This is a genomic window from Psychrobacter sp. L7 (genome assembly GCF_002810365.1).
GTDB classification, from domain to species: domain Bacteria; phylum Pseudomonadota; class Gammaproteobacteria; order Pseudomonadales; family Moraxellaceae; genus Psychrobacter; species Psychrobacter celer.
On sequence record NZ_NEXR01000003.1, the window covers coordinates 313,814 to 335,861 of the forward strand.

The 22,048-nt window shown below is 49.9% G+C and carries 17 protein-coding genes and 1 riboswitch; of the genes, 11 read left to right on the forward strand and 6 right to left on the reverse strand.

Annotated features, from left to right (window positions below):
• Positions 1-33: 33 nt before the first annotated feature.
• A riboswitch (glycine riboswitch) is annotated at positions 34-212 on the reverse strand.
• A 248-nt stretch (positions 213-460) separates the two neighbouring features.
• The 5 genes from CAP50_RS05040 (at position 461) to CAP50_RS05060 (ending at position 5,674) form a co-directional block, all read left to right on the forward strand.
• Positions 461-781 (forward strand): YcgL domain-containing protein, encoded by a 321-nt coding sequence (locus tag CAP50_RS05040; RefSeq protein ID WP_100749238.1) that lies wholly within the window; start codon positions 461-463, stop codon positions 779-781.
• A gap of 243 nt (positions 782-1,024) precedes the next feature.
• Entirely contained in the window at positions 1,025-1,675 is a 651-nt protein-coding gene (locus tag CAP50_RS05045) for a hypothetical protein (protein WP_241900654.1), read from the forward strand.
• Positions 1,676-1,951: 276 nt separating this feature from the next.
• Positions 1,952-2,806: an AAA family ATPase gene (locus CAP50_RS05050; protein WP_075101109.1), complete on the forward strand. Its 855-nt coding sequence runs from the start codon at positions 1,952-1,954 to the stop codon at positions 2,804-2,806.
• Positions 2,807-2,898: 92 nt separating this feature from the next.
• On the forward strand, positions 2,899-4,122 hold the full coding sequence (locus tag CAP50_RS05055; protein ID WP_100749367.1) for a vWA domain-containing protein: 1,224 nt from the start codon (positions 2,899-2,901) through the stop codon (positions 4,120-4,122).
• Between the two features lie 343 nt (positions 4,123-4,465).
• Positions 4,466-5,674, forward strand: coding sequence for a globin domain-containing protein (locus tag CAP50_RS05060; protein ID WP_100749239.1), 1,209 nt, complete (start codon positions 4,466-4,468; stop codon positions 5,672-5,674).
• A 188-nt stretch (positions 5,675-5,862) separates the two neighbouring features.
• On the opposite strand, the gene CAP50_RS05065 is transcribed toward CAP50_RS05060, so the two are convergent.
• From CAP50_RS05065 to CAP50_RS05075, 3 genes are all read right to left on the reverse strand, one after another.
• Complete coding sequence (locus CAP50_RS05065; protein WP_100749240.1) at positions 5,863-6,675, reverse strand: phosphodiester glycosidase family protein; 813 nt, start codon at positions 6,673-6,675, stop codon at positions 5,863-5,865.
• Positions 6,676-6,732: 57 nt separating this feature from the next.
• On the reverse strand, positions 6,733-8,535 hold the full coding sequence (locus tag CAP50_RS05070; RefSeq protein WP_100749241.1) for an FMN-binding glutamate synthase family protein: 1,803 nt from the start codon (positions 8,533-8,535) through the stop codon (positions 6,733-6,735).
• 243 nt (positions 8,536-8,778) lie between these two features.
• Positions 8,779-9,606, reverse strand: a complete 828-nt coding sequence (locus CAP50_RS05075) for an IclR family transcriptional regulator (RefSeq protein ID WP_083608518.1) — start codon at positions 9,604-9,606, stop codon at positions 8,779-8,781.
• 188 nt (positions 9,607-9,794) lie between these two features.
• Here CAP50_RS05075 and CAP50_RS05080 point away from each other — a divergent pair, with 188 nt between their 5' ends.
• The 3 genes from CAP50_RS05080 (at position 9,795) to CAP50_RS05090 (ending at position 13,465) form a co-directional block, all read left to right on the forward strand.
• Positions 9,795-10,979, forward strand: a complete 1,185-nt coding sequence (locus CAP50_RS05080; RefSeq protein ID WP_075101114.1) for an acyl-CoA dehydrogenase — start codon at positions 9,795-9,797, stop codon at positions 10,977-10,979.
• A 182-nt stretch (positions 10,980-11,161) separates the two neighbouring features.
• Positions 11,162-12,361 (forward strand): CaiB/BaiF CoA transferase family protein, encoded by a 1,200-nt coding sequence (locus CAP50_RS05085; protein WP_372046436.1) that lies wholly within the window; start codon positions 11,162-11,164, stop codon positions 12,359-12,361.
• A gap of 42 nt (positions 12,362-12,403) precedes the next feature.
• Positions 12,404-13,465 (forward strand): histone deacetylase family protein, encoded by a 1,062-nt coding sequence (locus tag CAP50_RS05090; protein WP_100749242.1) that lies wholly within the window; start codon positions 12,404-12,406, stop codon positions 13,463-13,465.
• A 99-nt stretch (positions 13,466-13,564) separates the two neighbouring features.
• Here CAP50_RS05090 and CAP50_RS05095 read toward each other — a convergent pair whose 3' ends face one another.
• On the reverse strand, positions 13,565-14,329 hold the full coding sequence (locus CAP50_RS05095) for an IclR family transcriptional regulator (RefSeq protein WP_100749368.1): 765 nt from the start codon (positions 14,327-14,329) through the stop codon (positions 13,565-13,567).
• Positions 14,330-14,613: 284 nt separating this feature from the next.
• Between CAP50_RS05095 and CAP50_RS05100 the strand changes: the two genes are divergently transcribed.
• The 3 genes from CAP50_RS05100 (at position 14,614) to CAP50_RS05110 (ending at position 19,316) form a co-directional block, all read left to right on the forward strand.
• Positions 14,614-16,089 carry an NAD-dependent succinate-semialdehyde dehydrogenase gene (locus CAP50_RS05100; RefSeq protein ID WP_100749243.1) on the forward strand — a complete coding sequence of 492 codons (1,476 nt, stop codon included), beginning with the start codon at positions 14,614-14,616 and terminating at the stop codon, positions 16,087-16,089.
• Between the two features lie 177 nt (positions 16,090-16,266).
• A complete protein-coding gene (gabT, locus tag CAP50_RS05105) occupies positions 16,267-17,529 on the forward strand; it encodes a 4-aminobutyrate--2-oxoglutarate transaminase (protein ID WP_100749244.1) in 1,263 nt (420 codons plus the stop codon).
• A 344-nt stretch (positions 17,530-17,873) separates the two neighbouring features.
• Positions 17,874-19,316 carry an APC family permease gene (locus CAP50_RS05110; RefSeq protein ID WP_100749245.1) on the forward strand — a complete coding sequence of 481 codons (1,443 nt, stop codon included), beginning with the start codon at positions 17,874-17,876 and terminating at the stop codon, positions 19,314-19,316.
• A 129-nt stretch (positions 19,317-19,445) separates the two neighbouring features.
• Here CAP50_RS05110 and CAP50_RS05115 read toward each other — a convergent pair whose 3' ends face one another.
• Together CAP50_RS05115 and aguA are read right to left on the reverse strand one after the other, a co-directional pair.
• Positions 19,446-20,819, reverse strand: coding sequence for an NAD-dependent succinate-semialdehyde dehydrogenase (locus CAP50_RS05115; RefSeq protein ID WP_100749246.1), 1,374 nt, complete (start codon positions 20,817-20,819; stop codon positions 19,446-19,448).
• Between the two features lie 64 nt (positions 20,820-20,883).
• Positions 20,884-21,999 carry an agmatine deiminase gene (gene aguA / locus CAP50_RS05120; RefSeq protein ID WP_100749247.1) on the reverse strand — a complete coding sequence of 372 codons (1,116 nt, stop codon included), beginning with the start codon at positions 21,997-21,999 and terminating at the stop codon, positions 20,884-20,886.
• Positions 22,000-22,048 lie beyond the last annotated feature (49 nt).

Here is a 22,048-nt window from a genome sequence, read left to right on the forward strand (position 1 = left end):
ACGCGTTAGGTGTCGCCGCAAAACAATCATGACATGTGTTTTTCAGTCCTTTTACCTGAGCGATTGGCAGGGTAGATGCGCCTTCGGTGGTCTGTGGATAATGCTCAATAGGACATTACCATGATGGGCGGATACGTATCGTTGCCGGTCTTTTATTTCAATGACCTGATAGTAGATAGGTATGCCTGCAGACTCTCTCCTGAAAAACGCTTTTATTATGAAAGGTTCACCGCCCTTTTACAAGTCATCTGCGCCATTAAAGTCGATAATTTTGGCAAAAAGTCTTTTTTGCCGCAGCGATTGTCAGTAGTAAGGCATGATGACAGCGCTATATCGGTGTTTGTCCTCTTGAGTGCGTCGTCAGTTTTTAGTCGGTTTACCATAGCAGAACGTAAAGCGACTACTGATGTTTGCCCGAAATATGCTAACCTATGGCGATAGATTCTGATAGGTTGTTTTTATGCATTGCGATATTTATAAATTTCCCAAACATGATGATATGTACATCTACATTGCGCGTCCTGATTATCCAGATGATACTGATGAGATTAAAGACTGGCTGGGGGTATTGCCCAAAGAGTTTCGTGCGGGGCTAGGGCGTAGTCAGTTTGTTATGCATCTGGATTTGGCCGCCACCTCGAAGCTGGCTCGCGTCGATAAGGGAGAGGTGCTGGCAAAGCTCCAAGCACAAGGGTACTTTGTGCAATTGCCGCCGCAAGATGTCATGCGCCGCCAAGCAGAGCTACGCGCCCGCGAAGCACAAGATAGTATTTATGACTGATGGCATTCAAAGCTAATGGCACTTAAGGATAAAGGCATGCAAGACTCAGACGCGTGTCTTTGCCTTTATCGTGTCGATTGAGGACACATCCTAGGAAGTCGTGATAAACTGATCTTCTGTTAAGTACACATGTCTATTATATATTTTGTCATATTGAGGACACGCCCTAGTACGGCAAAACTTACCCAATACCACTAGACGCTGCTGGCGCTACTGGTGATAAACGCAGGTAATAAAACACGCATGGACTGGTTAAAAAACATATTGCATCGCTTACCGCTTGAGAGTATCAGTGATATCTTAGGAGAGATTGCTATTTGGTGGGGACAGCTGGTAAAAGATGTCCCACCCGCCGATCTGCCCATGTATGCCTATCTTGGGGGAACGGTGATCGTGCTGGTATTATGGCTGCTGGTGGCGCGCATGTTGCCGCGTCCACTCGGCGGTATGAGCTGGATGGTGTTGTTTGCCATATTGCTCGCGCCCGGTACCGCGCTCGATGACCCTAGCGAGATTGCCCCTGCCAGTATCAGTGTGGTGTATGCGGTGATGATGAAAGACTACGCAGGTGCCATTGCCAATATGTTGCCCATTATGGTGGTGCTGGTGGTGGGCTTGTTCGTTGGGTTTGTCTGGCAGCTGATACGCGGTGCTTTTGAGTCGAGCCTAGACAAAGCACGGAGCCGCACCGCAGCTGATACGCAGGCGACCATGCAGCTGACCGCAGGCAATTATCTGGCCGAAAACGCTGAGGTAACTGAGCATGCGAAGGCTCATGATCACGCACCAGTAACTGAGACTGACAAAACGCTGGATCTCAAAAAGCGCGGTGCCAAAAATGAGGGCATACTGTCTAAACAGGCCAATCCCAACGATACGATAGACAAAGGGTAAGAAGCTGGGCGTCAATAGCGGCGTGGTTTAATTTGCTCGATAACTATAAGCTCGATAACTATAAACTTAATGACTGTAAAAAAGACACCATGTGTGTCTTTTTTTATGGCTAATCATTATGCGCCATATTTAGGGCGTAAGAAGCGCTGATCGGAAGGATGACGAACGCATGAGTATTTTGGCAATTCATCAGCCTATGCTACTCTAATTTGTGAGTGCTATTTTATAAAATGCTTTATTGATAACGATAACTGAGACTTTACTATGACGACCAAGATGGACAAGACCAACCATACCTTTACCGGCACGCAAAGCTATATCGCCACCGATGATTTACAACTGGCAGTCAATGCAGCGATGACACTACAAAAGCCGCTGTTAATCAAAGGTGAGCCTGGTACAGGTAAAACTTTGCTTGCAGAAGAAGTGGCCGCAAGTTTAGGGATGCCGCTGATTACTTGGCATATCAAGTCAACCACCAAAGCTGAGCAAGGGCTGTATGAGTATGATGCGGTCTCACGCTTGCGCGACTCGCAGCTCGGTGACGACAAGGTGTATGAGATTGGCAATTATATCAAACCCGGTAAGCTTTGGGAGGCTTTTACCAGTCAAGAGCGCAGCGTCCTATTGATTGATGAGATCGACAAAGCCGATATCGAGTTCCCCAATGACTTGCTACACGAGCTTGATAAAATGTCGTTTTATGTTTATGAGACAGGCGAGACCATCACCGCCGAGCAGCGTCCAGTGGTGATCATCACCTCAAACAACGAAAAAGAGCTACCCGACGCATTTTTGCGCCGCTGCTTTTTTCATTACATCGATTTCCCTGATGAGCACACCATGCGTCAAATCATTGAGGTGCACTTCCCCAATATCCAAGAAAAACTGGTCAATGATGCGCTGGATATCTTTTATAAGCTGCGCGGTATTCAAGGGCTTAAAAAACCACCATCAACGTCGGAATTGGTCGATTGGTTAACGTTATTATTGGCCGATGATATGGCACAACAAGAGCTAGAAGAAAACTTGCGCGGTGAAAAGTCGATCCCGCCGCTATATGGCGCGCTACTCAAAAACGAAGCGGATGTGAGCTTGTTGCAACGTTTTGCCAACATGATGCGTCGTTAGGCGTATGGACTGACAGCGTTATCTGGTGTCATATCGCTGTCAGCATGATGATGCCAATCAAACCTTATCAGCCAATAAGTGATGCGTATTTTATGTTTATCAAATTATTCTATACCCTGCGGACTTACGGCGTGCCAGTCAGCACGCGCGAGCTGCTCGATCTAAACGCTGCGCTCGAGCAGGGGCTGATGATGCAGCCACATCCTGAAAACCCAGCACTGTCTACCTTTGCCAGTCGCGAGGATATGTACCGACTGATTCGCCTCTGTATGGTCAAAGATGAGCGTCATTTTGATAAATTTGACCGCGCCATGGCCGATTATTTTGAAGGTATCGACAGCTTAGATATCGATGAGCTGATGAACAAGCTGACAGATATCCCAAAAGAGTGGCTCGATCTCAAGCTAGATCCCAAAAATTTGACCGAAGCGCAGCGGCGCTTGCTCAAAAAATACGGCTCGCTTGAGGAGTTGATGAGGGCGCTTGAGGCGCGTCTAAAGGAGCAAAAAGAGCGTCATCAGGGCGGAAGCAAATGGGTCGGTACTGGCGGCACCTCACCGTTTGGCGCTTATGGTGATCATCCTGAAGGGGTGCGCGTCGGCGGTGAGTCGCGTAAACGCAGTGCGGTCAAAGTCTGGGAGCAGCGCAAATATCGTAACCTCGATGACGACAATCAGCTGGGCACGCGCCAGATTCAGATGGCGCTACGCAACTTGCGCCAGTTTGCCCGTACTGGCAGCGCCGACGAGCTCGATATCCATGAGACCATCAAGCGCACGGCCAAAAAAGGCGTACTCGATATTCATATGCAAGCTGAGCGCCGCAATCGCGTTAAAGTGTTGATGCTGTTCGATGTCGGCGGTAGTATGGATGTCCATGTCGAGGCGCTAGAAAAACTGTTTTCGGCGGCAAAAAACGAATTTAAGACCTTAGAGTTTTTTTATTTTCATAACTGTCTGTATGACTACGTCTGGAAGGACAATAACCGTCGGCACAGTGCCCCGATGCCGACTTTTGAGCTGCTCAATACCTATGGCCGTGAGTATCGCGTCATCTTTGTCGGCGATGCGTCGATGTCGCCCTATGAGCTGTTTTCGGTGGGCGGTAGCGTCGAGTATATGAATAACGAAGCGGGTGTAGTGTGGCTAAAGCGTGTGCTTGAGCACTTTGATAAAGTGGCGTGGCTCAACCCAGAAAACCCCGCGTACTGGCAATATACTCAGACCATCGGTGAAATAAAAAAGCTATTTGATCATAAAATGTATCCGATGACGCTGCATGGGGTTGAAGAAATGACCGACTATATGGCGCGTTGATTTTATAGCAGGGTGTTGATATATTTGGGTTTTTAAAGATGGTTAGCGGCTTTTAATGCTGATATTTGTCTTTATAAATCATTAGCATAGCTGGAATTAGTGTTTTTTCATGAGCAGTCATTGATATCATCATGGCTGCTTTTTTTGCTTAAAAAACGGCTGAATGGCGATAGCGCATTGGTATACGTAATAAAATATGTTAACATTCATTTAAAATGAATCTTATAAAGTGTGTCAACTAACTATTTAAGTCAAGTAATTTTTAATCACTTTATAAATACTTGTGAAATGACTCATTTATCAGTAACAACCTTTTTATATAGCAATCACTAAGAGAGTTATCATGGCATCACCAAAAACCCTAGAAATCGTCACAGCCACCGTACCTGTACTCGAAGAGCACGGCACCGCCATCACCACGGTGTTTTATAAAAACATGTTTGACGAGCATCCTGAGCTGCTGGATATCTTTAATGAGACCAATCAAAAGCTTGGGCGTCAGCAGACGGCGCTGGCGATGACGGTGCTGGCGGCAGCAAAGCATCTGGACAAGCTGGCAACACTACTGCCGCAAGTCACTCAAATCAGCCATAAGCATCGCGCCCTGCAGATTTTACCTGAGCATTATCCTATCGTTGGCAAGCATCTCATCGGCGCGATAAAAGAAGTGCTGGGTGAGGCGGCAACGGATGAGATTATCCATGCTTGGACAGAGGCTTATGATGAGATTGCTTCGGTGTTTATCCAAATCGAGCAAGGCATGTATGAGTCTGCGCTGTGGCAAGGCTTTGCGCCGTTTACCGTAACGCAAAAGACCGCGGTGGCGACGGATATTGCTGCCTTTACCGCGGTGCCCAGCAACGAGTATAAAGACGGCGATACGGCAAACCATCAAGCGATTGATTTGCATAAAATGCGCTTGAGTGCTGGACAATATATCACTGTAAAAACAGACCCCAAAGACAGCGATCACACCGCTTTGCGTCACTATTCTCTGTACTCAGCAAATACCGAAGAGGGCATCAAGTTTGCGGTCAGACGCGACAATCGCAACGCGCATCATGGCTTGGTCTCAAACCATCTGCATGACCACATAAACGTCGGTGATACGATTTTGTTATCGGCACCAGCTGGCGACTTTGTGCTGGAGCAACACCTGATGACCCAAAACGAGGTGCCACTGGTACTGATGAGCGCAGGCGTAGGGGTGACGCCTGTACTGGCTATGTTGGAGGCGCAGATTATGGCCAATCCAAAGCGGCCGATCATCTGGGTATATGCCTGTCAAAACAAAGCCCATCACGCCTTTGCAGACAAGGTCGAGGCACTGCTAGCAAAAGCTGAAACGGTAGAGAGGCATGTTTTTTACTTTGAGTCAGGACAGCTATTGGACGCTGCATGGCTTGCCAACCTACCTAAGCCTGCGGACATTTATGTCTGTGGCTCAATGCCATTTATGGAGAGTATGATCGATGGGCTCATGACGCTCGATCATGGCGTGGATAGTGTACATTATGAGCCGTTTGGCCCTAAAATGAGTTTGGGTAGCTAAGCTTGCATCGACTTTTCCCAGTGGCGGCTTGATCAATAAAATGTTAACGCCCAGCGCAGTCATGGGCGTGTCACATAAAAAAGCACCTAAATATTTTTATTATTTAGGTGCTTTTTTGCGGTTATATTTTAGGGCGCGTCCTCATTTAGATGGCTGGCGATTGAATTGAGGACACGCCCTAATAGGGTCTAGTCAGAGCTGTCGACCAGTCCAATCATCACGCCCATCTGTTTTTTATCGTGCCGATCGATGCTGGGCGCGTATAGGGCCGAGGCCACGCCACCATCCAAAAACAAGGCATTCGGGCAGCCCAAGTAGTCCTTAAATAAGGTCGCAAATTGATAAAAGGTCACAGGCTCGTCGCTATGGACAAACCGAATGCTGCCATCACGACAAACGCCAGCCCCGTTTCTGATTTTAGCGGATTGGCTTTCGGGGTTAAACTTTGGGTGTATCTGATCATGAAGCACCAGCATCGGCCCTGATTGAGTGGCATACCATGGCTGCACTTGCCCGCCGTTTAGCTGCTCGCTGAGTGCTTGAGATTCTGTGATCTGCACCTTGCCGTCACGCTCCCACCACAGTACACCATTGGGCAATAAATGAAAATTGCCACCGCCTGACTTTAGGTTTAAAGCGCGCTTTTCTACCCCTTCGATGACAGTATAGCCAATAGGGGCAAAACGCTCATTATACATGCCAGCATTCATGGCAAAGCTGAGAGTCTGGCCGGCTGGTAGCGCCGCCAACAACTCATCAAAGCTGAGTAAAGGCTGCGTACTATCAGGCTGTTGCCAAAATAGCTGTAGCGCATGCCGCTTATCACCCAGCGCTGACGCCTCAATCGCACAGGCGCTATAAGCAAACGGCGCCTGCTGTACCTGACAGGCCCACTGCAATGAGTCGCTAGCAGCGTCAGTGGCTGCCGGGGAGCAGGCGCTGAGGCTCAGCGCGAGTAGGGCCACGCTTGCTAGCGTGCCGAGTGAGGTGGCACTTGGCATCAGTCGACGGCCTTTATTTGTGAGTACAGAACACCGCTGGTCAGCTGTGATACGCGACTAGTCATGATCAGGCGGTAAGTCGCGAAAGGTGTTGTTGACATTACCGATGAGCATGCCACCATCGATGATGTCCTCGGCGATAGCCGTGGTTTTTTCAGTTGGCGCATTGGTCTCTTTGCCTTTATCACGCGAGTCTTTGTTATAAGCGATAAGGGCGTCGTTGTTGGCCAAGAAGCTATCAGGATTGGCCATCACCCACATCTGATTAAAGACATCGGCACGCGCACTTTGTTCTAGCAACGCGCCTTGGTCAGCAAAGTAAAAGAACTTTGAGAGAAGTTTGATTTGACCATCATCGAGGCGGCGCGCGATATGGTATGGCTGCAATTGGCTTGGGTGCTGCAGACCCACTGCGCCGACGATACTGGCTAGGGATTTGAGGGTGTTTTTATGGAAGTTTGCCACGCGCTCAGCTTTGCTCGGTACATCCAGCGCTTTTTGACGATAAGGGTCTTGCGTTGCCACGCCGACAGGGCAAGTATTGGTATGGCATGAGCGCGACTGAATACAGCCAACCGCAAACATAAAGCCGCGAGCAGAGTTACACCAGTCAGCACCAAGGGCAATCATACGGGCAATATCAAATCCTGAGACGATCTTGCCACTGACACCGAGCTTGATTTTGTCACGGATGCCTGCACCGACCAAGGTATTATGCACCAACAAAAACCCTTCGACCATGGGCATGCCGACGTTGTCCATAAACTCAACAGGTGCGGCACCTGTCCCGCCTTCTGCGCCATCGATGACAATAAAATCAGGATAGTTGTCGGTTTCGATCATGGCTTTGACAATCGCCATAAACTGCCAAGGCTGACCCACGCAGAGCTTAAAGCCAACTGGCTTGCCGCCCGATAGCTCACGCAGCTGCTGCCAAAATGCGACCAGCTCACGCGGCGTGCTAAACGCGCTATGTGATGAAGGCGATACGCAGTCTTGACCCATGGGTACTTGGCGGGTTTGGGCTATCTCTGCGGTAATTTTTTCGCTTGGCAAGACGCCGCCTTTACCCGGCTTGGCACCTTGTGAGAGTTTGATTTCGATCATTTTTACTTGGGGGTCGACGGCTTTTTCGGCAAAAGACTGGGGGTCAAAGTTGCCATGGTCATCACGGCAGCCAAAATACCCCGTGCCAATCTCCCAAATCAAATCGCCGCCAAACTTACGGTGATAAGGGCTGATGGCACCTTCTCCCGTATCATGGGTAAACCCGCCCATCTTGGCACCTTGGTTGAGTGCCATGGTAGCGTTGGCAGACAAGCTACCAAAACTCATCGCCGAGATATTAAATACCGACATATCGTGTGGCTGCAGACAGCGCTCGCCGCCCACGATGATACGGAAGTCTTTGTTTTCTAAAGGTTGGCTGACCGCTGATTGCAAAAACCACTCTTTGCCTTGCGTATATAGATTGTCCAAAGTACCAAAAGCATTGGTATCGCTGACGTTTTTGGCGCGTTGATACACAAGGGCGCGCTGCTGACGCGAAAACGGCACTTGTTCTTTGTCATCTTCTAACAAATACTGGCGAATCTCAGGACGAAAATCCTCTAGCACATAGCGAATGTGACCTGCCACAGGGTAGTTGCTCAAGATAGAGTGCTTGGACTGAATCAAATCATAAACGCCAAGTGCCACGCCAAAACCACCAAGAAATATGAGCCACCAGTTGACTAGTAATAGCCCCGCCAAAAAAATCAAAATGGCAGCACCAAAGGTGCTATAGCGCAGCAGCAAGCCCATCAAATAAGGTGAGCTGGTCTTGGGTTCTGGGTTCAAATTGGTACGAGATTGGGGCATAACGACACTCAACAGTAATACATAGATATTAAAAAAAGCGATAACAATTCACAGAGATGGCCGACAAAAAACCACTCTGTTATTATCATCGCTATTAGATGTAGATAAAGCGCTCAAACTGCTCGCTTATATTATGCGCCTATGATATCACTGCTGGGTGTTAATTGGGTAACAGAGTGCTAATAACTGGCAGTTTAATGCGTATATTTTTCTGGGTGCGCATGTGAACCAATCCTTTGCATCTCACTCGCCGCGGCCGATCTTGAGCGCCAGTGCTTGTAGTTTTGGCACGATCATCTTTGCATACTCATCAGCATCCCAGTTGGCTCTGGGCACACTAGCATTTAGCGAATAAGCGTATCGCCCAGTGGCGACGTCAAAAACCCCAACCGCAACTGCCAATATATCGGTAGAAAACTCTCCGTCAGACAATGTATAGCCGTGCGCATCATAATGTGCCACAGCGGCATCCAGCGCCGTTTGTGCGTGCTGATAGTCTGTGTCAGACAAATGCGCGCGTAGGTTGTCTTTGATGACAGCTTGCCGAGCTTTGGTGCTGACGGCATAAAACGCGCGTCCAATCGCTGTACGAGCCACAGGCACGGCAGAGCCGACTTGTAGATTGACCGACAGGCGGGCAGGGCTACGACAGCAAGCGTGATAGCGCATCTCTCCTTCGACTTCGGTGGCCAGATTCACCGATACTTCATTGCTACTGGCAAACTGCCGTAGCAGCGGCTCGGCGGTCGCCACCATATCGTGACGACTCCATGCCGTTGCACTCAGGCGCACGGCACTACTGCCCAGCTCATACTGTCCGTGCTCTGTCGTGCGCAAAAACCCAAGGGTGAGAAGCGTATGAATCAGGCGAGTCACCGTGGCTTTTGGTAGATGAGTCATCTGACAAAGCTGTTGGTGGCTCAGCTGCTCGTGCTGCTCAAATGCGGCCAGTAGTATCAGCCCGCGGCCAAGCGCGGTGACAAACTGACGGTCATTGTCGTCTTTGCTTTGGGTGAGAGTGTTATTCATACGCGTCAGTAAAGAGGGGGCGGCTGTTAGAGAATTAGACATTTTTGCCTCATTTTTTTGATAAAGGTTTACAGCGTGACAAAATTTTGCTTAAATAGTTTATATTATGAAACTAAGTTTCGCATAGCGGAATTGAAAAGTCAATAATTGGTTGAGTCCGGTTATCAGCGTTATTACCATCCATTTATTATTACTCATCGATCAGGACGATCGATATCAAGGAGACCCACATGGCAACATCTACGCGTCCAAGTTTTGATTGGCAAGATCCGTTTTTATTGCGTGACCAGCTCACTGACGAAGAACGTATGGTGACAGACAGTGCGCGTCAGTTTTTTCAAAAAGAGCTGATGCCAAATATCATCGACGCCAACCGCAATGAGCATTTTGACCGCAACATCATGCGCCAGATGGGCGAGATGGGGCTGCTGGGTGTCACCATCGAAGGCTATGGCTGTGCAGGTCTGTCGAGCGTCGCTTATGGTTTGATTGCCAAGGAAGTAGAGGCGGTGGACTCAGGCTACCGCTCGGCGATGAGCGTACAGTCAAGCCTTGTCATGCATCCTATCCATGCGTATGGCACAGAGGAGCAAAGAGAGAAGTATCTACCAAAACTGGCAACGGGCGAGTATGTCGGCTGCTTTGGTTTGACCGAGCCGGATTCAGGCTCAGACCCTGCGTCTATGTCGACGCGCGCGCGTGCGGTTGAGGGCGGCTATGAGCTGACAGGCAATAAAATGTGGATCACCAACAGTCCCATCGCCGATGTGTTTGTCGTTTGGGCAAAAGACGATGCAGGCGACATTCGTGGCTTTATCTTAGACAAAGGCATGAAAGGCTTGTCCGCACCAAAGATCGAGGGCAAGTTCTCACTACGTGCTTCAGTGACAGGCGAGATTGTCATGGATAAGGTGTTTGTCCCTGAAGCCAATGCTTTCCCAGATATCCGCGGACTCAAAGGGCCTTTCGGCTGCTTAAACAAAGCCCGTTATGGTATCGCATGGGGCTCGATGGGCGCAGCTGAGTTTTGCTGGCAAGCGGCGCGTCAGTACACGCTAGATCGTAAGCAGTTTGGCCGCCCACTGGCCGCAACGCAGTTGGTGCAGCTCAAACTTGCCAATATGCAAACAGAGATCGCTCTTGGTTTGCAAGCGGCACTGCGCGTTGGCCGTTTGATGGATGAAGACAACGCTGCCCCTGAGATGATTTCACTGATCAAACGTAATAACTGCGGTAAAGCGCTAGACATCGCTCGTGTGGCACGTGACATGCATGGCGGCAATGGTATCTCTGATGAGTTCCATATCATTCGCCACGTCATGAACCTAGAGGCGGTCAACACCTACGAAGGCACGCACGATATCCACGCCTTAATCTTGGGGCGTGCGCAAACAGGCTTGCAAGCGTTTTATTAATCAGTACCGCTGATCTTATGTATGTTACTGCTTGGCCTAGTGCTTGCTGAGCAGTGGCGTACATTTTTTAGTTGCGATGCGTCATTTGTTTATCTGGAGCGATAGGTCATGAGATGACGCATCACAATTGTATGTATATAAAAAATAGCGTATACGCGCACACCAAATGATAAGGGATGATTATGACTGAGATGGCAAAAGGGGCATTGCACGGTATCAAGGTGCTCGATTTATCAAGAGTATTGGCAGGTCCTTCTTGTACGCAGGTACTTGCAGATTTGGGTGCTGAGGTCATCAAGGTCGAGCGTCCCAATGTCGGTGATGAGACACGGCACTGGGCACCGCCTAAGTTCAGCGACGGCACATCAGCCTACTACGCCACCATCAATCGCAACAAAAAATCCCTAACGGTCGATATCACTACCACAGCTGGTCAAACCATCATCAAGCAGTTGGCTGCTGACAGCGATATCGTCGTCGAAAACTTTAAGGTAGGCGGCCTAAAAAAGTACGGCTTAGATTATGACAGTCTCAAGCAGGGCAATCCGCGCTTGATTTATGCATCCTTGACAGGATTTGGGCAGACAGGCCCTGATGCCAAGCGTCCAGGTTATGACTATATCATTCAAGGGCTATCAGGGCTGATGAGCATCACAGGGCCAAGTGATGGCGAGCCGCACAAAGTCGGGGTGGCGGTGGTGGATCTGTTTGCAGGACTGCAGCTGACCATTGGTATCCAAGCGGCACTACTGGCGCGTCAGCGTACCGGTCTTGGTCAGCATGTCGATGTGGCCCTGTTAGACAGCGCCTTAGCCATGCTGGCAAACGTCGGCATGAATCATTTGGCGTCGAACCAAATACCACCAAGGCTCGGCAACCAGCACCCCAATATCGTCCCCTATCAAGTGTTTGCGGGGGCAGGCGATGCACACTTTATCTTGGCGTGTGGTAACGACAGTCAGTTTGCCAAGCTCTGCGCGCTACTCGGTGTGGATTGGCATACAGATAGCCGCTATATGACCAACCCTGCCCGTGTGACGCACCGTGACGAGCTATGTGAGGCGCTGGCTGAGAAGTTTGCACAGCAGCCGCGCGCATATTGGTTGGCGGCTTTGGAGCAGGCAGGCATTCCTTGTGGGGCGATCCATAATATCAGCGAAGCCCTAGCCATGCCGCAAGCGCTGGCCCGCGAGATGGTGGTCGATTTTAGCAAGCAAGGCAGTCCGGTGCGCGCGCTTGGTAGCCCGATCAAGCTGTCGGCCTCGCCGGTCAGTTATCGTACGCCGCCGCCGCGCCTGAGCGAACATACCGATAGTACGCTTGCAGAGTTGGGCTATGACAGCGAGATGATCGCCAAGCTAAAAGCTGATGGCATTATATAACCGCAATATCGAACAATCGTGTTAAACAAAGGAGTGTTGAGCATGAAAATATATAGCCACGAAAACCTGAGCCTGCATCGGCCCTTGCCGTATTTTTCTTATGGGCAGATGCACGAGCCGCTAGAGATACCAGAGCGGATGACTGAGCTGCTAAAAGCGCCAGCCGCATTAGGGCTTGAGGTGACCACCGCTACCGATATCGGTATCGGCCCTATTTTGGCCGTGCATGACTTCGGTTATGTTGAGTTTCTCAAACATGGCTATGAGGAGTGGCTGGCAGTAGAGGAGGATCTGGGCGCGCAGGTGCAAACGGGTGTGTTTGTGCCTTATGACAACCCAGGGATCGGTATCATGGCCAAAGCCGCCAAATACCAGGCCGACGATAGCGCGCCCATCAGTGAGCATTCTTGGACGTCTATCTATTGGTCGGCGCAGACGGCCCTCAATGCCGCTGAGGCCTTACTCAATCAAGATACAACACATGATAGACATAACACAACGCACGCGGACAATCATATCCAGCTTTGCTTTTCGCGGCCGCCTGGTCATCATGCTCGTAAGAGCGCAGCGGGTGGGTTTTGTTATCTAAATAACGCCGCCATCATCGCCGAGTACCTACGGCAAAAATACGAAAAAATCGCCATTATAGACACCGACATGCATCACGGTCAGGGTATCCAAGAGATATTTTATGATCGTAGTGATGTGCTCTATACCTCTGTCCACGGTAGCCCCATCAATTTTTATCCAGCGGTCACCGGCCACGAGTTTGAAAAGGGGCGGGGCGCAGGCTATGGCTACAATATCAATTTTCCCATGGCGCATGGCACCGATGAAGCGGGGTTTTTTGCCTATGTGGATAAGGCCATCGACACCGTGACGCTATACGACCCTGATGTCATCGTCCATGTGCTGGGGTTTGATGTGTACAAAGACGACCCAGAGGCCAGATGCGCGGTGAGTACCGAAGGTTTTACGCGATTGGCAAAAAAGATGGTCGCTTTAGGCAAACCGCTGATTGTCTTGGTCGAGGGCGGTTATTACTTACCAAAACTCAATGATAATTTACAAGCGTTTTTGTCAGGGCTGATGCTAAAGGACTGACAGTAAATAAAAGAGTAAATGGATAAGGCAAAGAGGCAGGCAGGTATTGGTAGCGTAAATATCGCCGTAGCAGTATTTGCGCCAAACGCAAACGAGGGTTTATGGCTCTGCTTTAAAGCCCAAACGCTGCTCAATCTGTTCGGCCAGCTCAATCAGCACGGTACTGACGTCAGCGCGCTTGGATTCGTACTCTGCTTGCAAAAAACTAACCGCCATGCCAGCGATAGCATGGCCTGAGGCGTTACGGATATAGGTGCCAAGACAATACATGCCCTCACGCAGTTGCCCATCATCAAGTGAGATGCGGCTGTCTTTGATGGCGGACAGCTCGGTCGACAAATCGGTAAAGTTATCGACGCCATGCGGCGTGATAGGTTTAGGAAAGCCGCTGGCATAGATGGATTGGATGCTGTCCATCGACAAGGTGGAGAGCATGGCTTTGCCTGTGGCCGAAAATACTGCAGGCACGCGAACACCCGCGCGAAAAGTAAAACCAAGCGGCGCAGGGGATTCATGACAAGCCAAAAACACCACTTCTCCCAAATCAAGCTTGGACAACGTCACGGTATGCTGGAGCAAGATGGGGTAATGTACGATAAGGTCTTTGAATAACTGAATAACGCCTTGCTGCTGCTCGTATTTGCCCGCCCAGTACATCAGATATGAGCCTAAATGAAAGCGGTTGTCGCTGTCTTTATAGATGACGTGCTTGGCCAGCAAGCTTTGCAGGATATTGTGAGTGGAGCTGCGCGGTAGATCCAGCGCCTTAGCAATATGAGCGGCCGTCAGTGGTTGGCTGCTATCGGTGATCAAATCTAGTATTTGAAAGGTTTTGTCCAAGGCAGGGACGGCGGCTGTGCTCATAAGTAACCTATAAAAGTCAGTAAAATGAAGGTGATAAAAAAATAACGCCATAAATTATCATGAAAATGATAATAGGGGTTGCAAATGGTTGGGCATCGTTCTTATAATGATGTCTCATATATAGAATGATTGTTCAGTATATTGAACAATAAATCAGTTATCAATCATTATTTATATAGACTCTTTTTATATAGATTATATAAACTCTGTTATCGACCGTCATTTATGTACCGCGATAGAGTTGCAGCGTTATCTGCACTCTATCACTGACAAGGAGCGTCACAATGTCACAACAGCCACATACGTTACCACTCTCCAACCCAGACTTGCTCAAACAGCAGTGCTTGATTAAAGACGGCTGGCATGTCGCAAGCAGCGAAGAGACGCTGGATGTGAGCAATCCGTTTAATGGCGAGCTTATCGGTACGGTACCAAGCTTGACCACTGAAGATGTCAACGATGCCGTGGCCACCTCTCACGACGCCCAAATCGCTTGGGCTGCCAAAACCGCACAAGAGCGTGCCATCCTACTACAAAAGTGGGCTGACCTGATCGATGCCAATAAAGAAGATTTGGCCATCATCATGACCGCAGAGCAAGGCAAGCCCTTGACTGAGTCACGCGGCGAGGTGGGTTATGCCAACAGCTTTATCCGCTGGTTTGCCGAAGAAGGCAAACGCGTCTATGGCGATGTCATCCCTGCCAACCAAGCAAAATTGCGCCATGTCATCCTAAAGCAGCCCGTCGGTGTCTGCGCGGCCATCACCCCTTGGAACTTTCCAGCGGCGATGATTACCCGAAAAGCGGCACCGGCGCTCGCAGCAGGCTGCACCATGATCATCAAGCCTGCAACCGAAACGCCATTTTCGGCGCTAGCCCTTGGCGCATTGGCTGAGCAAGCAGGTATCCCAGCAGGCGTCATCCAAGTGGTCACGGGAAAATCCTCCACCATCGGCGATATTCTCACCGGTGATGCACGCATTCATAAGCTGTCATTTACTGGTTCTACGGAAGTGGGTCGTACCTTGATGGCACAGTGCGCGCCAACCATCAAAAAACTATCACTTGAGCTGGGTGGTAATGCCCCATTTATCGTTTTTGATGATGCTGATTTAGAAGCCGCCGCTGATGGCTTAATCGCCTCTAAATATCGCAACGCCGGTCAAACCTGTGTCTGTGCCAACCGCGTCTATGTACAAGAGAGCATCAAAGACAAGTTTCTTGACGTGTTTGTCAAAAAAGTCGCTGAGCTCAATGTCGGTAACGGCATGGACGAAGGCGTGGATATTGGCCCGTTGATCAACAAAAAAGCTTTGGAGAAAGTGCAAGCGCTGCTAAAAGACGCTTTAGACAAAGGCGCGACGCTTATCACTGGCGGCAGCACCAACGGTGCTTCAGAGCTGACTTACAACCCAACCGTCATCACTGATATCAGAGCTGAGATGGATATCGCCTCTGAGGAGATCTTTGGCCCCATCGCCACCATCTTTACCTTTGACGACGAAGCAGATGTCATCCGTCAAGCAAATGACACCATCTACGGCTTGGCCGCTTATTTTTATAGTGGCAGCTATGCGCGCTCATGGCGTGTCACAGAAGGGCTGGAATACGGCATCATCGGTCATAATACCGGCCTTATCTCCACGGAAGTTGCCCCATTTGGCGGTGTCAAGCAATCAGGTTTTGGCCGCGAAGGCTCAAAATACGGCATCGAAGAGTATGTAGTGACCAAGTACTGGTGCTCTGATGTCAGTGCCTAATCGCACCTAGCATACGCTGCTTTTTATTTAACCATTTCATCTTAATGCGGCATCGTCGCAGCTCAAGGGGCTCAGACACTCGTCAGAGTGATGCGTCCCATCTATCGTTTATACTTCCCATAAACCGCCATGACGCAACTGGCACCTACGCAAAAAAGAAAGAAAAAGGACATTCTTATGACAATCACCAATCAATCATTACTCGAGCGCCGTAAAGCTATCCTACCAACTGGACTTGGTGTGGCCTTTCCTGTCTTTGCAGAAAAAGCCAAAAACTCAGAAGTTTGGGACGTAGAAGGCAATCGCTATATCGACTTTATCGGCGGTATCTCTGTACTTAACACCGGTCACAGCCACCCCAAAATCACCCAGCGTGTCCATGAGCAGCTAGACAAGTTTACCCATACCGCCGCGCAAATCATGAATTACGAGTGCTATGTCGATCTGGCCGAAAAGCTCTGCGAAAAAGCGCCCATCAGCGGTGACAAAAAAGCCTTGTTTTTGACCACTGGCGCAGAGGCGGTCGAAAACTGCGTCAAGATTGCTCGTGCTAAGACTGGGCGTCCAGGTATCATCTCTTTTGTCGGTGGCTGGCATGGTCGCACCTCCATGTGCATGAGCTTGACAGGTAAAGTATTGCCATACAAAAAGAACTTCGGTCCGATGCCAGGCCCTGTGTTTCATGCTTTGTTTCCAGCAGAAGAGCTAAACGTCACCGAAGCCCAAGCCCTGCATAGCCTTGAGATGATTTTTCAAGCAGACATCGATCCTAGCGAAGTGGCGGCGATGATCATCGAGCCGGTACAAGGCGAGGGCGGTTTTCACCAAGTGACGCCATCATTTGCCAAAGCGCTGCGCGAGATTTGTGATGAGCATGGCATCGTTCTTATCTTTGATGAAGTGCAGTGCGGCTTTGCTCGTACAGGCACCTTGTTTGCTGGTGAGCAATTGGGCGTTGAGCCAGATCTTATGACCAGTGCCAAGAGTTTGGCAGGTGGTTATCCTATCTCTGCGGTCATCGGCCGCGCTGATATCATGGATGCGCCGCAAGTTGGCGGTTTGGGCGGCACATACTCTGGCAACCCGCTTGCCTGCGTGGCCGCTTTGGCCGTGATGGAAGTCATCGAAGAAGAAAACCTACTGGCGCGTAGTGTGGAAATTGGCGATAAAATCGCAACTTTCTTAAAAGACTTAAATCTAAGTACTATCGGTCATATCCGCTATAAAGGTGCGATGCTGGCGTTTGAATTGGTCGATAGTGATGGCAAGCCGGATGCCGCAGCAACTGCTGATCTAAAAGCCAAAGCCTTTGAGCAAGGCTTGCTGCTTGCTTCTTGCGGCATGTACGGCAATGCCATCCGTGTGATGGTGCCGCTGACAGTCGAAGATGAAGTACTCCAAGAAGGCCTAGATATCATCAAAAATATCTTAACCGCCTAGTGTATGTCTTTAACTCAATCGGTGGTCATCTGTCTTGGCTTACGATTGAATCCTGTATGGTGTGATGTACCCTTGTCAAGCAAGCGGTGTTCTTGGTTGGCAGGGCTAGGTTTATACAGCAAGATTGCCCATGATGGCACTCGCTTTGAGTACATTTTTTCTAACGGCGCCTTGCAAGTCAAGACGCCGTTGCTGTTTTTGTCGTTTGCCTATCAAGTAAGATGCAAACGACGGCATGGACAAAAAGGGATATATGATAATTATGAAGGGTACTATCCCGCTAAACAAAAAATAGTGTAACCATCAGAGGTTCACACGGATGACACACAGACAAGGAGCAGGTTATGTCTGAATTAAAAAAATCGTTAGGGACGCTAGATATTATTGCCTTAGCATTCGGTGCTATGGTTGGCTGGGGCTGGGTAGTCTTGGCTGGCGGTTGGATTTTGTCTGCAGGAACGTGGGGCGCAATGCTGGCGTTTTTGATAGGCGGTTTGGCCGTGATACTAATCGGTGTGACGTATGCTGAGCTGGCCGCTTCTATGCCGATTACAGGCGGCGAGCATACTTATACGCATCGAGCGCTGGGGGTAAATGTCTCCTTTATCTGCTCATGGAGCATTTTATTTGGGTATTTTTCGGTGGTGGCGTTTGAAGCGGTCGCTCTGCCAACGGTGGTCGAGTATTTTATTCCCAATTACAACCAAGGCTATCTTTGGACCATCGCCGGCTGGGATGTCTATGCCACGTGGGTGGGCGTTGGGATGCTGGGCTCGATCATTGTCACTTGGCTAAATATTCGCGGTATGGAAGTCAGTGCATGGTTCCAAAAAACAGCGGTACTGGGTATTTTATTTGTCGGTACGCTACTGTTTATCGGTGCGGTACTGTTTAATCCTGAAAATACAAACTCTGTACAAGCTCCCGCCTTTATCGCTGGTATCGGCGGTATTATGGCCGTCATCGTGATGGTGCCCTTTATGTTTGTCGGGTTTGATGTCATCCCGCAGGCAGCAGAAGAGATTGACCTGACGCGTCCCAATATTGGCAAGTTTTTGATTGTCTCTATCATTGTGGCGGTGATGTGGTATGTAGGTATTGCGTGGAGTGTGGGTACCACTTTACCGCTGATACAAGCAGAGAACTCAACGCTTGCGACAGCCGATGCGATGACCAATGCTTGGCAGGGCAAGTGGGCTGGTATCTTATTGGTTATCGGCGGTGTACTGGGTATTTTATCCAGCTGGAATGCCTTTTTGATCGGTGGCAGTCGTCTACTTTATGCCATGTCTAAAGCACATATGTTGCCAGCGTTTTTGGGCAAGCTGCATCCTAAGTATAAGACACCTTCCAATGCGATCTTATTGATCGGAGGTCTTGCGACGCTTGCGCCATTATTTGGTCGCAAGATGCTGGTGTGGATCGTCGATGCGGGCGGTTTTGGGATTGTCATCGCTTATAGCTGTGTGGCGATCTCCTTTTTGGTGCTGCGTTACCGCGAGCCTGATATGGTACGTCCATTTAAGATACCGGCAGGCAAGCTGGTCGGTATGGTGACGATTGCGCTGAGCATTGGTCTGTTGATGCTATATATGCCAGGCATGCCATCAGCGCTAACTGCAATTGAGTGGTGGATCTTCCTTGGCTGGACGGTGCTGGGCATTGTGTTATATAGCTATGCTCGTATCAAATACCCTGGTATCAGTGAGTCGATCATGGCAGAAGAGTTGCGCCAATTAAAGATCGTCAACCAACTGTGGCTCAAGGATAACCCGCCTAAACGCTAAGATCGGTAAAGAGAGCCGCTCTGAAAATAGAAAGAAAGCTTAAAAACAGAGAGCTTCTCATCGCCCAAAACAGCAGCCTGACAGTTTATGTTAGGCTGCTGTTTTGTCATTGGGCGTGGCCAAGGTGCATTAAGACTTGTCGCGAATCAGCTTATGGTTTAAAAACTCAGTGATACCCAGCGTGCCAAGCTCGCGGCCAAACCCTGAGCGTTTGACCCCGCCAAATGGCGTGTTTGCTTCGCTACCAGAAGGGGCGTTGATGGTCACCATACCGACGTCTAGCTTGTCGGCGATATCAGTGGCCAAGTCAGCATCTTGCGTCTGAATAGAAGCGCCAAGACCAAATGGCACGTCGTTGGCGATCTGGATAGCATGCTCGATATCACGTGCCTTATAGATGACGGCGACAGGACCAAACAACTCCTCACGGTAGACATCCATCGATTCATCGACATCGGTCAGCACGGTAGGCGCAAACCACGCGCCGGGTTTGTCTTTGATCATCCCGCCCTCGATCAGTACCGTGGCACCGGCTTTGATGGCGCTGTCTAACTGTGCTTGTAAGTTGGTCGCGGCGGCTTTTGAGGACATCGGGCCGATAAAGGTACGCTCATCAAGGGGGTCTGCCAGTTTGATGTCGCGGACGGCATTGGTAAAGCCCTCAACGAACTTGTCATAGATCGACTCGATGACGATCAGGCGCTTGGCTGCATTACAGGCTTGTCCGGTATTGCCAAACCGCCCTGAGATTGCCCCTTTGACGGCTTGCTCGATATCGGCATCGGCCGCGACGATAAACGCATCTGAGCCGCCAAGCTCTAAGACGACTTTTTTGAGCGCGCCGCCAGCTATTTTGGCGACCGCTTGGCCTGCGCGCTCAGAGCCTGTCAGCGAGACGCCTTGTACGCGCGGGTCTTCGATGATAGTGGCGGCTTGCTCGTTGGTGGCAAACACGTTGTTGTAGACGCCCTTAGGCAAGCCTGCGTCCTTTAGAATGTTGACGATGGCTTCTGCAGTTTTGGGGCACTGCGGCGCGTGCTTTAGGATAATGGTGTTGCCCGCCATGAGGTTTGGCGCGGCAAATCGTGCGACCTGATAATGAGGGTAGTTCCACGGCATAATGCCAAGTAACGCCCCGACAGGGTGCTTCTCGACAGAAGCGCGACCGCTATCAACTTCGATGGTACTTGGCGCAAGTAGCTGCTCGGCATTATCGGCATAGTAGCGATAAATCTCAGCCACCAAGCCAATCTCACCTTTGGCCTGCGCTACGGGTTTGCCCATCTCTGTGGCGACGATGCGCGCCAGCGTATCTTGACGCTCAAGATACAGATCAGCGACCTTGTGCAATAAAGCGCTGCGCTTGTCAAATGACACTTGACGCCAGTCTTGATAAGCGTTATCGGCTTGCTCAATGGCGTTTTGGATGTCTTGCTCAGCGGCGGCCGGATAAGTGGCTTCTACTTCGCCCGTGGCTGGGTTATTTACTTGATAGTCGCTCATATATATTCCTTAGTTAGCGTTAAAATCCGTTTAGGTTTTTGCCTATTCGCTTAAGTTTATCTGTTTAAGCAAGGCATTTGGGTTGCTGCTGGGTAATACAGTGGATATTACCACCACCATAGACAATCTCTTTGGTACGTACGCCTACTACCTGATGCTGCGGAAATATTTTTTCAAGCTGAGTAATGGCCAAGCTGTCATGGGCATCATCATATTGCGGCACGATAATGGCATCATTGCAGATCAAAAAATTAGCATACGAGGCGATACAAACATCGCCTGCATGGCGCGCTTTGGCATCGTCAGATTGCTCAATCTCATAGTCATCGGGTAGGGTGACAGGTACTTTGGTGCAGCACAGCTGATGTACCGTCAGGCGTCGGCCTTTGGCATCCCTCATCGCAGATAGCTGCTGATAGGCTTTTTGGGTCGCCTCATAAAAGGGGTGCTCAGGGTCGTCGGTGTATAGACAAACCACCTCACCGGGACGGGCAAAGCACGCGATATCGTCGATATGGCCGGTGGTCTCGTCGGGGTCGATACCGTCATCGAGCCACAGCACTTTTTGTACATTCAGATATGCTTTTAGCTGGTCTTCGATTTGCCGCTCGCTGAGCTGCGGATTGCGTCCAGCGCTCAGCAAGCACATACGAGTCGTCAAAAGCGTGCCTTCACCATCGACATGAAACGCGCCGCCCTCCATCACAAAGCCGTCAGTACGATAGCGCTGGATATCTAGATACTCGCACAGGCGTGCGGCCAGTTTGTCATCGTCATCCCAAGGTGAGTACAGACCGTCATAGTCACCGCCCCAAGCATTAAAGGTCCAATCACAAGCGCGCAGCTCACCTTTATCATTGAGCAAAAATGTCGGCACGATATCACGCGCCCATGCGTCGTTGCTGGGCATAGCGATGACCTCGATATCGGCAGCTAAGCTTGCGCGGCAGGCGAGATAATCAGTAGGACTGACCAACACGCCGACGTCACAAAACTCACGAATCGCCCGCGCGACATCGGCATACGCGGCCTTCGCCGGAGCCGCGTTTTGCCGCCAGTTATCGGCCCTGTATGGCCAAATTATCCAGACTTTTTGTATCGGCGCAAACTCTGCTGGCATAAAAAAGCCGTCTTGCTGCGGCACAGAGTCTGTGATTAATAAATTGGAAGATAATGACATATAAACGTACCTCAGGTTCAGGCAAATCAGTTTGCAATCTTATGACAGT